The following is a 14,756-nucleotide window of genomic DNA, read 5'->3' on the forward strand; positions in this document are numbered from 1 at the left end:
CAAACATGTCAATGGTTGAAGAACAGGCCCAGACAGGCGCGGCCGGTGGTTCATCGTCGCTGCTTGAAGAAATCATGGCGCAGGCGCGCATCACCCCGGTGGATGAAGGTTATAACGTCGCCAAGCAGGGTATCGCCGCGCTGGTGGCCAACATTCTGGACAGCGGTAACGCGGCCGAGCCGGTGAACAAGGCGCTGGTCGACAGTATGATCGTTGAGCTGGATAAGAAACTCAGCAAGCAGATCGACGTGATTCTGCATGCGCAGGAACTGCAGGAGCTGGAATCCTCCTGGCGTTCGCTGAAACTGCTGATCGATCGCACCGATTTCCGCGAAAACATCAAAATCCTGCTGCTGCACGCGACCAAAAACGAGCTGCTGGAAGATTTTGAGTTCGCACCGGAAATTACCCAGTCCGGTTTCTACAAACACGTTTATTCCAGCGGCTACGGCCAGTTCGGCGGTCAGCCGATCGGCGGGGTTATCGGCGATTACGCGCTGACCCAGAGTTCGCCGGACATCAAGCTGATGCAGTATGTCAGCGCGGTGGGCGCAATGGCGCACGCGCCGTTCATCTCCTCCGTCGCGCCGACCTTCTTCGGCGTGGACAGCTTCACCGATCTGCCGTCCATCAAAGACCTGAAATCGGTGTTTGAAGGCCCGGCCTACACCAAATGGCGTTCGATGCGCGAGTCGGAAGATGCCCGCTATCTGGGCCTGACGGCGCCGCGTTTCCTGGCCCGTCTGCCTTATGACCCGGTAGAAAACCCGATCAAAGGGTTTAATTACAAGGAAGACATCAGCGCCAACCACGAACACTATCTGTGGGGCAACACCGCTTACCTGATGGGTACCGCCATCACCGATAGCTTCGCCAAGTACCGCTGGTGCCCGAACATCATCGGCCCGCAAAGCGGCGGCGCCATCACCGATCTGCCGGTGCACGTCTATGAAGCGATGGGCCAGTTGCAGGCCAAGATTCCGACCGAGGTGTTGATCACCGACCGCCGTGAATACGAAATGGCCGAAGAGGGCTTCATCACCCTGACCATGCGCAAAGACAGCGACAACGCCGCGTTCTTCTCCGCCAACTCGGTGCAGAAACCCAAGGTATTCGCCAACACCAAAGAGGGTAAAGAGGCGGAAACCAACTACAAACTGGGTACGCAGCTGCCGTACATGTTCATCATCAACCGTCTGGCGCACTACATCAAAGTATTGCAGCGCGAGCAGATCGGTTCCTGGAAAGAGCGTCAGGATCTGGAGCGCGAGCTGAACAACTGGATCAAGCAGTACGTCGCCGATCAGGAAAACCCGCCGGCAGACGTACGCAGCCGTCGCCCGCTGCGCGCCGCCCAGATCAAGGTGCTGGACGTGGAAGGCGAACCGGGTTGGTACCAGGTGACCATGGCGGTGCGCCCGCACTTCAAGTACATGGGGGCGAATTTCGAACTGTCCTTGGTTGGGCGTCTGGATAAGGAATAACGACTGATGCCGTCGCTCTCTGCCTGGGAGCGGGGATCTGCGGCCAGCCTGTTTGATCGTATCCGGGGAGAGGAGCGCCGTTCCTCTCCCGAAACGGAGTTGGAAGACCTGATCGAGTCGGTGAAACGCCAGCTCGATCAGGTACTGAATACGCGTCCCGGCAGTTGTCGCAGCGCACCCGAGCTTGGCGTGATTGATTTCAATGACGCCACGCAGGGCGGCGCGGATATCCGGGGCAAGATCCGTGAAGCGATCCGACAGTGTATCTGTCGCTTTGAACCGCGAATTGTCCATGTGGACGTCAGTGCGTCGGACTATCTGTCCAATCCGCTGGAGATGTCGTTTCAGGTCACCGCGCATGTGCGGCTGGAAGATCTGGAGCAGGTCACCTCCTTCAATATTCATATGGACAGCCACCGCCATTACAGAATGATGTGATTATGTCGCTGGAACATTTCTTCAGGGATGAACTCGCCTATTTGCGTCTGCAGGGACGCGAATTCGCCAGGGCACACCCTGAACTTACCCGATTTTTGTCAGAACAGACGACGGATCCGGATGTCGAGCGGTTGCTGGAAGGCTTTGCCTTTCTGACCGGCAGCCTGCGGGCGAAGATCGAGGATGAGTTTCCGGAACTGACTCACGGCCTGCTGGGCATGCTGTGGCCGAACTATTTGCGCCCGGTGCCCAGCATGACCATCATGCAGTTTTCGGTACTGCCCGGCGCCATCGCGCAACCGGCGTTCGTGTCACGCGGCTGCGAGCTGGACAGCTTGCCGATCGACGATGTGGTCTGCCATTTTCAGACCTGCCACGATGCCTGGATTTACCCGGCGGATATCCGCCAGATCAACGCGCAAAGCGGTAACGACATGTCCGCCATCACGCTGGATATCGGCCTGCACGGGCCGTTGTCGCTGGGGGACTTGCAGCTCGATAAACTGCGTTTCTTCCTGGGCGGCGACCGCTATACCGCTTACGAACTCTATTTCTGGATCGCCAGCCAGCTGTCGCACATTGAGCTGGAAATTGACGGTAAACGCTTTCGCCAGGAAGCGAATGTGCTGAAAACCGTCGGCTTCGAGCGCGAAGACGCGATGCTGCCGTATCCCGGCAACGTCTACTCCGGCTACCGCATCCTGCAGGAGTATTTCTGTTTTCCGGAAAGTTTTCTGTTCTTCCAGTTGTCCGGCGCCAGCTGGCCTAATCAGCCGCTGATGGTGACGGATTTTAAACTGCACTTCTGCTTTGACCGGCCGTTGCCGGCGGAACTGAAAATCCGTCCGGACTCGTTCATGCTCAACTGCGTGCCGGCCATCAATCTGTTCCGCCATGACAGCGAACCCATCAATCTGGATGGTCGCCAGACCGATTACCCGCTCAAAGCCAGCTACCGTCACGCCGACAGTTTCGAAATTTTCTCCATCGACAAGGTGGAAGGCTGGGTGGAGGGCAACAGCGGGCGTTCGCGCGGCATTCCGCGGCTCTATCAGCCTTTCGAAAGTTTCCAGCATCAAATCGAACGGGCCAAAGGGCGGCTGGCGCTGTATTACCGCATTCGGGTGCGTGAAGCGGTCAGCGGCGACGGCTTTGATCACCTGCTGTCGTTTGTGCGCGGCGACGAGAAAGAGGTGATCGATCTTGATGAATCCATTTCGGTCACCCTGACCTGCACCAACCGTTCGCGTGCGGCGCAGTTGCCGGTGGGGGCCATCTGCGTGCCGACCGGCAGTTCGCCGTCTTTCGCCACTTTCCGCAACCTGATTCGGCCGACCCGTCCGCTGCGCCCGGCGCTGGACGGCAGCCTGCACTGGACGCTGATCTCCAACCTGTCGCTGAACTATGTGTCGCTGCTGCGGCGCGATGCGCTGGTGCAGATTCTGCGTACCTACGACTTTCCCGCGTTGCATGACAAGCAGGCGGAGCAGGCGTCACGCAAGCGGCTGGCGGGGATCGAGACGATTGAAACCACGCCGGTGGACCGGCTGGTGCAGGGGATGCCGGTACGCGGGCTTAAGTCGGTCTTGTCGGTGCGGCAATCGGCGTTCTCCAGTGAAGGCGAACTCTATCTGTTCAGCACCGTGCTGGCGCATTTCTTTTCGTTGTACGCCAGCGTCAACGCCTTCCATCTGCTGGAAGTGGTCAACATCGATAACAAGGAGCGCTACCGATGGCCGGTGCAGATAGGTCAGCACTCGATGATGTAATGCCCGGTCAGGCGATGTTTCGCCAGGATGCGCGCCACTTCAACTTTTTCCAACTGGTGGAACTGCTTAACCAGATGGAGGGCGTCGATCTGGAGCAGGCGCTCGACTTCCGGCCGGAGCTGGAGCGCATTCGTTTTCGTTCCACCGCGTCGATTGGTTTTCACCCCAGCGACGTACTGCGGGTGGGGGAGGATGTCGACGGCCGGCAGGAGCTGGAGGTCGCGTTTCTCGGTCTGCACGGCAGCCAGTCGCCGATGCCGGGGTATTACCTCGAAGAGCTGGCGTGGGAGTACGCCCAAGGCGAGCAGAAACTGGGCGTGTTTCTCGATTTTTTCCATCATCGGCTGCTGACGCTGCTGCATCGCGCCTGGCGTAAATACCGCTATCACGTCCGTTTCCAGAATGACGGCGAGGACGGTTTTTCCCGGCTGATGTTCGCGCTGGTGGGGCTCGGCAATGACGCGGTACGCGACAGCCTGCCGGTCAACCGGGCCAAGATGCTGTCTTACGCCGGCCTGCTGGCCAGCCCCAGCCGCTCGCCGGAAGTGGTGGCCGGTCTGGTTATTCACTGCTTTGACCTTGAAGACGTGGAAGTCATCGCCTGGCAGCATCGCAAAGTGCCGATTTTCGAAGACCAGCAAAACCGGCTGGGGCGCGCCAACAGCGTGCTGGGCGGGGATTTTGTCATTGGCGACAAGGTGAATGACTGCGCCGGCAAATTCCTGCTCAAAGTGGATAACCTCAGTTTCAGCCGTTTTCTCAGTTTCCTGCCCAACGGCGAGCATTTTCAGCCGCTGGTGCGTTTTGTTTCCTTCATCCTGCGCGATCAACTGGCCTGGGACCTGCGCCTCGGTTTCGCCGAAGGAGAAGCCAGAGGCTTGCGGCTGGGCGATGACCAGAGCAGCCGTCTGGGATGGAGCAGCTTTCTCGGGCAGCCGCCGGCCGACCCGTATGTGACGATTTGTGTGCAGGAGTAATTGTGAACGAAAACAACCCACTCACTCTGGTGGTGCTCAACAGCGAACAGCTGGATATCAATTCGCAGGTGCAGCACCGGTTTGATCACCGCGGCGGCACGCTGGGCGCGTCGGAAAAAGATCAGTGGCAACTGCGCGACCGGCTTGGGGCGGTATTGCCGGAGCATGCGCGCATCGAACTGCAGGACGGCCAATTTTGTGTGTGCGACCTGAGCGGCCAGACCTTCATCAACGGCGCGTTGTCGCCCATCGGCCGTGACCGCCGGGTGTGTCTGGCGCATGGCGATGAGCTGGTGATCGGCCCGTTTCGGCTGGGGGTTTACCTCGACGATCCGGCGCGTGAGCAGGACATCGATCAGGTGCTGGGCCAGCGCCCCGGCGATGTACTGGAAGGGTGGCTTGGCGAAGAGCGACACAGCCCGACCGTCGAAGAGACGACGGCGAGCCGATTTAATGACCCGTTGTGGGCGTTGCAGCAGGAACAGAGCCGCTCGCCGCTGGCAACGGAGGGTGAGCGCGGCGACGAACTGCCGACCTCGCTTTCTTCTTTTTCTGCCGTTGAGGACACCATGGATCAGAAATTTGTGGAATTACCGACCATTGATAACCCGCACGCCGGGGCGGGTTTGGGCGGGCAGGCTGACGCAGTGACGCTGGCGCCGCTGCTGCGCGGGCTGGGCGTATCGCTGAATACCGGTGATGAGCAGCAACTGCGCGAGATGCTCGAAGAGATGGGCCGAAGCCTGAAGGCGATGGTGGAGGGGTTGCTGACGCTGCAGGCCGACCAGGCGGCTCTGGCGGATACCCACCTGCGGCCGATCGAAGATAACCCGCTGCGGCTGGGGCTGGATTACACCGATACCCTGTCGCTGCTGTTTGCCGACGATAAAAGCCCGGTGCATCTGTCCGCGCCGGCGGCCATCAGTGAAGTGCTCAGTAATATGCAGGCGCATCACCGGGCCAACCAGCAGGCGATCGCCGTGGCGCTGGAGAGCATTCTGCAGGCGTTTTCGCCGGCGGCGTTGCTGGGCCGGTTCGAACATTATCGCCGTAGCGGCGAACGTCAGGCGCTGGACGACGGCTGGGCGTGGCAGATGTACCAGCACTATTACCGCGAGCTGACCTCGCCGCGTCAGCAAGGGTTCCAGAAACTGTTCCATCAGGTGTATGCGCAGGCCTATGACCGCGCGGTTCGCCAGCAACAGGAGCAGAAATAATGCTGCGAGCCTTATGGTTATGCGCCTTGATCCTGCTGCTTCCCGGCTGTTCCACGCTCGGCAAGATGGCGAAGGTGGCGGCCAATCCGGATATTCAGATAGGCAGCAACGATAACCAGCCGTCCACCGTCGGTTTCAGCCTGGTGGCGGAACCGGACGTTAACCCCAGCGAAAGCGGCGAAGCGGCGCCAATCGAGTTTCAACTGGTGATGCTGGCGGAAGACTCCCGTCTGCTGGCCACCGATTACGATCAGGTGACCACCGATATCGAAAAAGCGCTGGCCAAGAATTACGTCAGTCATCAGGACTACACGCTGCTGCCGGGGCAGTTCAAATACCTGCCGCCGGTCAAGCTGGATGAGAAAGTGCATTACATCGGGGTGATCGCCAAGTACGCCGATCCGGACAGCGCCGAGTGGCGCAAGGTTGTCAAGCTGAAAAACACCGGCCGCACTTATCAGCTTCTGGTGCATCTGCGCCGTGAAGAAGTCGAAATCAAGAAAGATCAAGAAGAAGAATAACTATGTCGAGCCGAAATCGGATTATTTGGCGGGAAGGGCTGTTCATCAAGCCGCAGCATTTCCAGCAACAGCAAAGACACACGGACTACGCGCTGCATGCCCGTCTTAGCGCGCTCAGCGATTATTTTTATGGCCTGCAGTCGCTGGCGATCAACGAGGAATACCTCAACTTCGGGCGCATCGCGCTGGTGAACGCCACCGGCGTGATGCCGGACGGCACGGTATTCAACATTCCGGGGGATGACGCGCTGCCGCAGCCGCTGGAGGTAACCGATGTGGCGCTGGCTAACCAGAAAGTCTATCTGGCGTTGCCGCTGGCGGTGAACGGCGTCAGCGAGGTGGGACAAACGGGCGCCGGCGTCGCCACCCGTTTGCAGTCGCACCGCCATGATGTGCGCGATTTGCACAGCGAAGGCGGCGACGTGGTGTCGGTGGAAGTGGGCAAGGTCAGCCTGCGGCTGATGCTGGAACGCGATGACCGCAGCGCCTACGCCTCGCTGGCGATTGCCAATATTCTCGATAAGCGGCCGGACGGCGGTCTGGTGCTGGACCCCAATTTCATGCCGTGCAGCATCAGCGTCACCGCCATTCCGAGCCTGAAACGCTTTTTGGGCGAGTCCGCCGGTCTGGTGGCGGAACGCGCCCGCAGTCTGTCTCAGCGCATCGCCGCGCCGGGTCAGCAAGGGGTGGCGGACGTGGCGGAATTCATGATGCTGCAACTGCTTAACCGCGCTCAGCCGCAGCTATCGCATCTGGCGCGCCTCGGTACGCTGCACCCGGAGCGGCTGCACGAAGCGCTGGTGCAGCTGTGCGGCGAACTGATGACCTTTACCGACGAGTCACGCCTGCCGCCGGAGTTTCCCGCCTACCGTCACGAGCATCAGCAATCCAGCTTTGAGCCGCTGATGATGGCGCTGCGTCAGGCGCTGAGCACCGTACTGTCGCCGCGTGCGGTGTCGATCCAGATGAAGGCGCAGCCTTACGGCGTGCGGGTGGCGCTGGTGGGCGACGCCGAGCTGATGACCAGCGCCGAATTTGTGCTGGCGGTGCGCGCCCGTATGCCGCAGGAGCATTTGCGCAAACAGCTGTTGCAGCAAACCAAGATCGCCTCCAGCGACAAAATCCGCGAACTCATCAGCCTGCAACTGCCCGGCGTGCCGCTGCTGCCGCTGCCGGTGGCGCCGCGTCAGCTGCCGTATCACGCCGGCTACAGCTACTTCCAGCTGGACAGACAAAGCCCGGCCTGGAAATCGCTGGTCACCAGCAACACGCTGGCGTTCCACATCGCCGGCGAGTTCCCGGAACTGGACATGCAACTGTGGGCCATCCGCGGCCAGTAGTTAACAGGAGGATCCCGTGAGTACCGACATCATCAAAAGCGATCAGTTGGGCGACCTGCTGTATGACAACGCCCGGCAACTGGATATGGATTCCGATTACTGGTTTCGCCTGCGCGGGCAGAGCATCAACCCGATGATCGACGCCGTTACCCCGCTGCTGGGCATGGTGGAGCGGGTGCGTCAGCTGTCTGAATACGACGGCGTGGCGGAGCTATACCAGCGCGTGCAGTCCGAAATTCAGGCTATTGAGCAGGAACTGCATTCCCACGGTTACGAAAACGGCGTGATCTTGTCGTTTCGCTACATTCTGTGCACCTTCATCGACGAAGCGGTGATGGGGCGGGAGTGGGGCGGTCAGAGCGTATGGTCCGCCCATTCGCTGCTGACCCGTTTCCACAATGAAACCTGGGGCGGCGAGAAGGTGTTCGTGTTGCTGGAGAAGCTGCTGGATGACCCGACGCGCTACCGCGACATTCTGGAGTTTATCTACCTGTGTCTGTGCCTCGGTTTCGAAGGCCGCTACCGGGTGATGACTCAGGGACGCGAAGAGCTGGATCGGGTGGTGCGCCGTTTGCACGACACCCTGCGTCCGGAGCCGGAAAATCCGCCGACGGTATTCCACCTCAATCTGGGGCAGCAGGCTTCCCGTTACCAACTGCGTAAACAGATTTCGCTGCGCACGCTGTTCATCGGCCTGTGCGTGGTGATGGCCGCGGCGTTTGGCCTCTATCACTACCAGCTAACCAACCAGACCCAGGACGTGCTGCGTCAGCTGGGAGAATTATTACAATAACAGGAGCGTATTCTCGTGATTCGAATCGAACTGCCGATCCTGGTTGAGCGACTCAACCCGCTGTGCCGCCACATGATGGAAGAGGCGGCGGCGCTGTGCATTCAGCATCAGGGCGCGGAGATCCGCATTGAGCACCTGCTGCTGAAAATGCTGGAGACGCCGTTGTGCGATGTGCGTCAGATCCTTAAACGCGCCGGGATGGATGTTGACGAACTGGCGGCATTGCTGCAGCCCAATGCCGCGGACAAAGGGTTTGAGTCGGGCTATCCCTCGTTTTCGCCGCTGCTGGTGGAGTGGTTGCAGGACAGCTGGCTGCTGGCCTCGGCGGAACTCCAGCACGCCCGTCTGCGCAGCGGCGTGCTGCTGCTGGTGCTGCTGATGACGCCGACGCGTTATCTGTCGGCGGCGGTGACCCGCCAGCTGGCGCAGATTAACCGCGAACTGCTGCGTCAGCAGTTTGACGAATGGGTGAAAGATTCAGCGGAAACCGACGTGGTTTCCGCCGCTGGCGCGACGCCGGAGCAGGCGGCTGCGGCCACCACCCAACTGTCCCGCTATACCCAGAATGTCACCGAGTCCGCCCGTCAGGGCAAGCTGGACCCGGTATTGTGCCGCGATCGTGAAATCGACCTGATGATCGATATTCTGTCCCGTCGTCGTAAAAATAACCCGATCGTGGTCGGCGAGGCCGGGGTGGGTAAAAGCGCGCTGATTGAAGGACTGGCGCTGCGCATTGTCGCCGGTCTGGTGCCGGAACGGCTGCGCGATGTGGAACTGCTGACGCTGGATTTGGGCGCGATGCAGGCCGGCGCGTCGGTGAAAGGCGAGTTCGAGAAGCGTTTCAAAGGCGTGATGCAGGAAGTGAAAGAGGCGCCGAAACCGGTTGTCCTGTTCATCGACGAAGCCCACACGTTGATTGGCGCCGGCAATCAGGCCGGCGGTCTGGACGTGTCCAACCTGCTTAAACCGGCGCTGGCGCGCGGCGAACTGCGCACCATCGCCGCCACCACCTGGAGCGAATACAAGAAATACGTGGAGAAAGACGCCGCGCTGTCGCGTCGCTTCCAACTGGTAAAAGTGGGTGAGCCGAACGTCGACGAAGCCACGGTGATTTTGCGCGGGTTGCGCAGCATTTACGAACAATCGCACGGCGTATTGATCGACGAAGAAGCCCTGCAGGCGGCGGCCAATCTATCTGCCCGTTATATCTCCGGGCGTCAGTTGCCGGACAAAGCGATCGACGTGCTGGATACCGCCTGCGCGCGCGTCGCAATCAACCTGACCACGCCGCCGCGCGCGGTCAGCCAGTTGCAGACCCGTTTACATCAGCAGGCGTTGGAAATCGCCCAACTGGAGCGTCAGGGCCGCATCGGCCTGGGCGATACGGCGGAGCGGCTGGCGACGCTGCGTGACGCCAGCGAAACGGATGCGGCGACGCTGGCGCAACTGGAAGCCGACTGGCAGCGGCAGAAAACGCTGGTGCAGCAGATCGTCACCCTGCGCACCGCGCTGCTGGCCGATGAAGCGCCGGAAGATTTCGATGCCGCCGCCGCGGCGGCTGAACTGGCCGACAGCGAGCGAGCATTGGCCGAACTGCAACAGCCGTCGGTGCTGGTGTCCCCGCATGTGGATAAAACCCAGATTGCGTCGGTGATCGCCGAGTGGACCGGGGTGCCGTTGAACCGGATTTCCCAGGGCGAGCTGGACGTAGTCACCCGTCTGCCGGATTACCTCGGCGACAGCATCAAAGGGCAGCAACTGGCGATCGCCCAGTTGCACAAGCACCTGCTGACCGCGCGCGCCGACCTGCGCCGTCCCGGTCGACCGCTGGGCGCGTTTTTGCTGGTGGGGCCGAGCGGCGTGGGTAAGACCGAAACCGTGGTGCAGATTGCCGATCTGATGTTCGGCGGCCGTAATTATCTCACCACCATCAACATGTCCGAGTACCAGGAGAAGCACACGGTTTCCCGCTTGATCGGTTCGCCGCCGGGGTATGTCGGCTTTGGCGAAGGCGGGGTGCTGACCGAGGCCATTCGCCAGAAACCCTACTCGGTGGTGCTGCTGGATGAAGTGGAAAAAGCCCATCCGGACGTGCTCAACCTGTTCTATCAGGCGTTTGACAAGGGCGAACTGGCCGATGGCGAAGGGCGGGTGATCGACTGCCGCAATGTGGTGTTCTTCCTGACCTCCAACCTGGGGTTCCAGACGATTGTCAATTTTGCCGAGCACGTCAATGTTGCGGATCGACCGGGCGAACTGCTGGATGCGCTCTATCCGGAACTGGCGGCGTTCTTCAAACCGGCGTTGCTGGCGCGCATGGAAGTGATTCCCTACCTGCCGTTGGATCACGACACGTTGGTGGCGATCGTGCAGGGCAAACTGTCCCGTCTGGTTACGTTGCTGCAGCAACGCTTTGGCGCCGAGGTGGTTATCGACGCGTCGGTGCCGGAAGAGATCCTGCGTCTGGCGAACCGCAGCGAGAACGGCGCGCGCATGCTGGAGTCGGTGATCGACGGCGCACTGTTGCCGCCGGTGTCGTTGCAATTGCTGCAACGCATGTCGGCCGGTCAGCCGGTCAGCCGCATTCATTTCCGGGTGGAAGACGGCCAGTTCCGGTCCGAGGTGGAGGGCTGAGCATGCAATCAGCCCTCGATCTGGCGCTCTCGCTGACCCGTCACCGGGATGAAGCCGGCCTGTGCGACTGGCTGATGAGCACGCTGCGTGCCGCATGGCAGCCGCAGGGCGCGCTGCTGGGGATGGTGGATGTCAGCGGGCGCCAGTTGATATGCAGCGGCTGGGTGCATCACGCGCCGCTGTCGCTGTCGCTTGGCGTGGATGATTTCAGTCATCCGCTGGCTTATGTGTTGCTCAAGAATCAAACGCGCAGCTGGACGTCGCTGTACGGCGGCGCGCGTATCGAACATGGCGGTTTTCGCCAGTTGCTGACCGACGCGGGCGCCGCCTGCGGCCTGTACGCCATGCCGTTGCAGGCGGACAACGGCAAACCGCTGGCGGTGCTGGCGCTGCTGGATACGCCGGAACGGCTGCAGGCGCTGGGGAAACATGGCGATTGCGCGCAACTGGCGCAGGTGTTTTGTCGTCAACTGGCGCTGATCCGCGATCTGGGCCGCAGCCGGCGCGAACAGACCGCGCTGCGCGATTCGCTGCGCCAGATTAAAGACGAAGGCGCGCTGCGGCGTGAGCGGGAAAAACGGGTGGCCGCCGGGCTGATTGGTCAGTCCGGCGCGGTGCGACAACTGCATCAGCAGATTTGTCAGGCGGCCAGCCACCGGTTATCGGTGCTGATTCACGGCGAAACCGGTGCCGGCAAAGAGGTGGTGGCCCGGCTGTTGCACCAGTGCTCCGATCGCGCCGAGCGGCCGTTTATCGCCATCAACTGCGCCGCTATTCCGGAAAACCTGATTGAAAGCGAGCTGTTCGGCTATGAGAAAGGCGCGTTTTCCGGCGCGCAGAGCAACAAGGTCGGGCTGGTGGCGCAAGCCAACGGCGGCACGCTGTTTCTGGATGAAGTGGGCGATATGCCGCCGCTGATGCAGGCCAAGCTGTTGCGGGTGTTGGAAACGCACAGCTTCCGGCCGCTGGGCGCCGGGCAGGAGCAACATTCCGATTTCCGGCTGATCGCCGCCACGCATCAACCGCTGGAGCAACGGGTGGCCGAAGGCCAGTTCCGTCAGGATCTCTATCATCGGCTGTGCCAGTGTCTGGTGCAGGTAGCGCCGCTGCGCGATCGCCCGGACGACATCAGCCTGCTGTGCGAACACTTTATCGGGCAGTTCGCCCGCCAGCAGCAGAAAAACCTGGGGCCGTTGCACCGTGCATTTCTTAAACAACTGGTGGGCTACGACTTCCCCGGCAATGTGCGTGAGCTGAAGAACCTGCTGGAGGTGGCCTGCGCCCATACGCCGCAAGGGCAGCCTATTCGTCTGGAGTCGCTGCCGCCGGAGTTGCGTGAGCGGGTGTGCGGCGAAACCGCCGCCGATAGCGATGCTTTCCACCACATTCAGGATCTGCGCATCGCCACCCAGCAGTATGAAGCCGCGGTGATTGCGGCGCGTCTGCGCCAGTTTCAGGGCAACCGGCTGCTGGTGGCGGAGAGCCTGAATATTCCCAAACGAACCCTGGATCACAAGTGCCAGAAACTGGAGGTGAATTGATGATGCTGACGATGGTGCCGCTGCTGATGGCGGCGGTCGGCTCGCCCGATCCCGCCTGGCAATCACTGTGGGAACAGTGCCGCAATGAGACGTCGCCGCAGGTGCGTCTGGCCTGTTATGACGCGCTCGGACGCGAGACGGAACGCGCGGGCGCTGTGCCGTCCGCTACGAACAATGGCGCGGCGGGGGAGAACGCATTTCGTCTTAACCGCGAGGCGGTCAATGGCGACCTGACGCTGACGCTGACGCGGACGCTGGCGGACGGCAATACGCTGGTGATCAGCTGCGCCAGCAGCATTACCCATCTGCGGCTGACGCTCAGCCAGCCGTGGCCGGGCGACAACGTCACCTCGCAGCTTGACGGCGCCGGCGCGCCGGATAACTGGTTTGTGCGCAACCGCGGCACGCTGCTGGAATTCGGCCGCGGCCTGCCGGCGATCGACGCGCTCAAGCGCTGGGTCGGCCACCGGGAGCTGGTGCTGAGTGGCGAGCAGGATCATGCGCTGCGCATCGATCTCACCGGGCTGGGCGAGGCGCTGGCGCCGTTACGCCAGCAGTGCCGCTGGTAGGAGCGATGAGCATGCATGCACACCCCTGGTGTAAGCGACTGTTGACGACCCTGCCCGACGAGGCGCTGCGGGCGGCGGTGGCGGCGGATGATCCGCTGTGGGAACAGGTGGAAACCGAGCTGGTCAAGCTGGGGTCGCTGGCGCACAGCCAGGTGGATCTCAACGCTGTCGCCGGTCAGTGCCTGACGCTGCTGGAAAGCCGTACCAAAGACATGCGCGTGCTGGTGCAACTGCTGCGCTGCCTGCAGCACCCGGCCAAAGCCACCCCGTTCGCCACCGCGATCATGCTGCTCGATAGCTGGCTGGACGCTTACTGGACGCTGGCGTTTCCCGCCAGCCCGGTACAGAAACAGAAGCTGATGGTGCAGATCATCCGCCGTTTTGAGGGCGTGCTGCCCCGTATGGCGGAAAACGCCTCCGGGGCGGAACTTAGCCAGTTGCATCAGTTGGCGGAACAACTGGCGGCGCGCTGGAGTGCGCTGGCCGCCGACAAAGCCGACCTGACCGACGAACTGGTGGCGGCGCTTCAGCGCGCCCGCCAACGCCATCAGGCACAGGAGAAAGCCAATCAGGCGGCTGAGCCGGCGTCCGGCGGGTCGGGCGGAACAACCGGGGACGTTGCCGCCGCTGGCGGCGGTCATGGGAGCGCCGCCGGGGCGACCAGCGTGGTCGCTACGGTGGAAATCAACAGTTCGGATGACCGCAACTGGAAGCAGACGCAGCTTAATGTGGCGGCGCTGCTGGTGGAGCGTCAGCCGGAAGCGCCTGTGGGATATCGCCTGCGACGCAACGCGGTCTGGGCCGGGATCGCCACGCCGCCGACGGCGGCGCGCGGTAATAAGACCCAACTGGCGCCGGTGTCGCCCGACCGGGTGGATGAATACCAGAGCGCGCTTGGGCAGGCGGACCTGGCGTTGTGGAACAAGATTGAACAGAGCCTGACGCTGGCGCCGTACTGGTTTGACGGCCACATGCTGTCGGCGACGGTGGCAACCCGGCTGGGGCATGGCGCGGTCGCCAGCGCCATCGCCGATGAACTGTCGGCGTTTCTCGCCCGGCTGCCGGAACTGCGTGAACTGGCGTTCAGCGACGGTTCGCCGTTCCTGTCCGCCAAATGCGCCCAGTGGTTGCAATCGGCTCAGCCGGCACGCGGCGGCGGCGGTCAGCGGCAGGACGACCTGGCGGCCGAGGCGGCGGCCTGTTGCGCCGAGCAAGGGCTGGGGGCGGCGCTGTCGCTGCTGGATGAACGTATTCGGCGGTTGAAAGAACCGCGCGAGCGTTTTTGCGCTGAACTGGTGCTGGCGGATTTGCTGGCGGAAGAAGGCATGAAAGCGCTGGCGGCGCAACATTATCAGCACCTGTGGCAGGAAAGCGAGCGACTGGGCCTGATGCAGTGGGAACCGGGAATGGTCAGCCGACTGGAACGGCTGGGCGCGTCCCGCAGGAAATAAGACATTCGGAGTTGAATGGTCA

12 protein-coding genes are annotated in these 14,756 nt (G+C 61.7%); all 12 read left to right on the top strand.

Annotated features, from left to right (window positions below; genetic code table 11):
• Positions 1–5 precede the first annotated feature (5 nt).
• The 12 genes from tssC to tssA are packed head-to-tail and all read left to right on the top strand — an operon-like array spanning position 6 to position 14,734.
• Positions 6–1,484, top strand: a complete 1,479-nt coding sequence (gene tssC, locus CVE23_RS07540) for a type VI secretion system contractile sheath large subunit (RefSeq protein WP_038660504.1) — start codon at positions 6–8, stop codon at positions 1,482–1,484.
• 6 nt (positions 1,485–1,490) lie between these two features.
• On the top strand, positions 1,491–1,922 hold the full coding sequence (tssE, locus tag CVE23_RS07545; protein ID WP_013317140.1) for a type VI secretion system baseplate subunit TssE: 432 nt from the start codon (positions 1,491–1,493) through the stop codon (positions 1,920–1,922).
• A 2-nt stretch (positions 1,923–1,924) separates the two neighbouring features.
• A complete protein-coding gene (gene tssF / locus CVE23_RS07550) occupies positions 1,925–3,691 on the top strand; it encodes a type VI secretion system baseplate subunit TssF (RefSeq protein ID WP_038660500.1) in 1,767 nt (588 codons plus the stop codon).
• The gene (tssG, locus tag CVE23_RS07555; protein WP_039691354.1) at positions 3,655–4,668 is read left to right on the top strand and encodes a type VI secretion system baseplate subunit TssG; all 1,014 of its coding nucleotides are present in this window, start codon (positions 3,655–3,657) and stop codon (positions 4,666–4,668) included. Before tssF ends, tssG begins: the two co-directional genes overlap by 37 nt.
• Before the next feature lie 2 nt (positions 4,669–4,670).
• Complete coding sequence (gene tagH / locus CVE23_RS07560) at positions 4,671–5,885, top strand: type VI secretion system-associated FHA domain protein TagH (RefSeq protein ID WP_038918405.1); 1,215 nt, start codon at positions 4,671–4,673, stop codon at positions 5,883–5,885.
• On the top strand, positions 5,885–6,406 hold the full coding sequence (gene tssJ, locus CVE23_RS07565; RefSeq protein WP_038918407.1) for a type VI secretion system lipoprotein TssJ: 522 nt from the start codon (positions 5,885–5,887) through the stop codon (positions 6,404–6,406). Before tagH ends, tssJ begins: the two co-directional genes overlap by 1 nt.
• A 2-nt stretch (positions 6,407–6,408) precedes the next feature.
• Positions 6,409–7,746, top strand: a complete 1,338-nt coding sequence (gene tssK, locus CVE23_RS07570; RefSeq protein ID WP_038660487.1) for a type VI secretion system baseplate subunit TssK — start codon at positions 6,409–6,411, stop codon at positions 7,744–7,746.
• A gap of 16 nt (positions 7,747–7,762) precedes the next feature.
• Entirely contained in the window at positions 7,763–8,539 is a 777-nt protein-coding gene (icmH, locus tag CVE23_RS07575; RefSeq protein ID WP_038918408.1) for a type IVB secretion system protein IcmH/DotU, read from the top strand.
• A 15-nt stretch (positions 8,540–8,554) separates the two neighbouring features.
• A complete protein-coding gene (tssH, locus tag CVE23_RS07580) occupies positions 8,555–11,173 on the top strand; it encodes a type VI secretion system ATPase TssH (protein ID WP_100849212.1) in 2,619 nt (872 codons plus the stop codon).
• Between the two features lie 2 nt (positions 11,174–11,175).
• Positions 11,176–12,714 (top strand): sigma-54 interaction domain-containing protein, encoded by a 1,539-nt coding sequence (locus CVE23_RS07585; protein WP_038918410.1) that lies wholly within the window; start codon positions 11,176–11,178, stop codon positions 12,712–12,714.
• Entirely contained in the window at positions 12,714–13,283 is a 570-nt protein-coding gene (vasI, locus tag CVE23_RS07590; RefSeq protein WP_100849213.1) for a type VI secretion system-associated protein VasI, read from the top strand. The genes CVE23_RS07585 and vasI overlap by 1 nt, the downstream gene beginning before the upstream one ends.
• Positions 13,284–13,294: 11 nt before the next feature.
• A complete protein-coding gene (tssA, locus tag CVE23_RS07595; RefSeq protein WP_038920861.1) occupies positions 13,295–14,734 on the top strand; it encodes a type VI secretion system protein TssA in 1,440 nt (479 codons plus the stop codon).
• The last annotated feature ends 22 nt before the right edge of the window (positions 14,735–14,756 follow it).

This window comes from Dickeya fangzhongdai (assembly GCF_002812485.1).
GTDB lineage: Bacteria > Pseudomonadota > Gammaproteobacteria > Enterobacterales > Enterobacteriaceae > Dickeya > Dickeya fangzhongdai.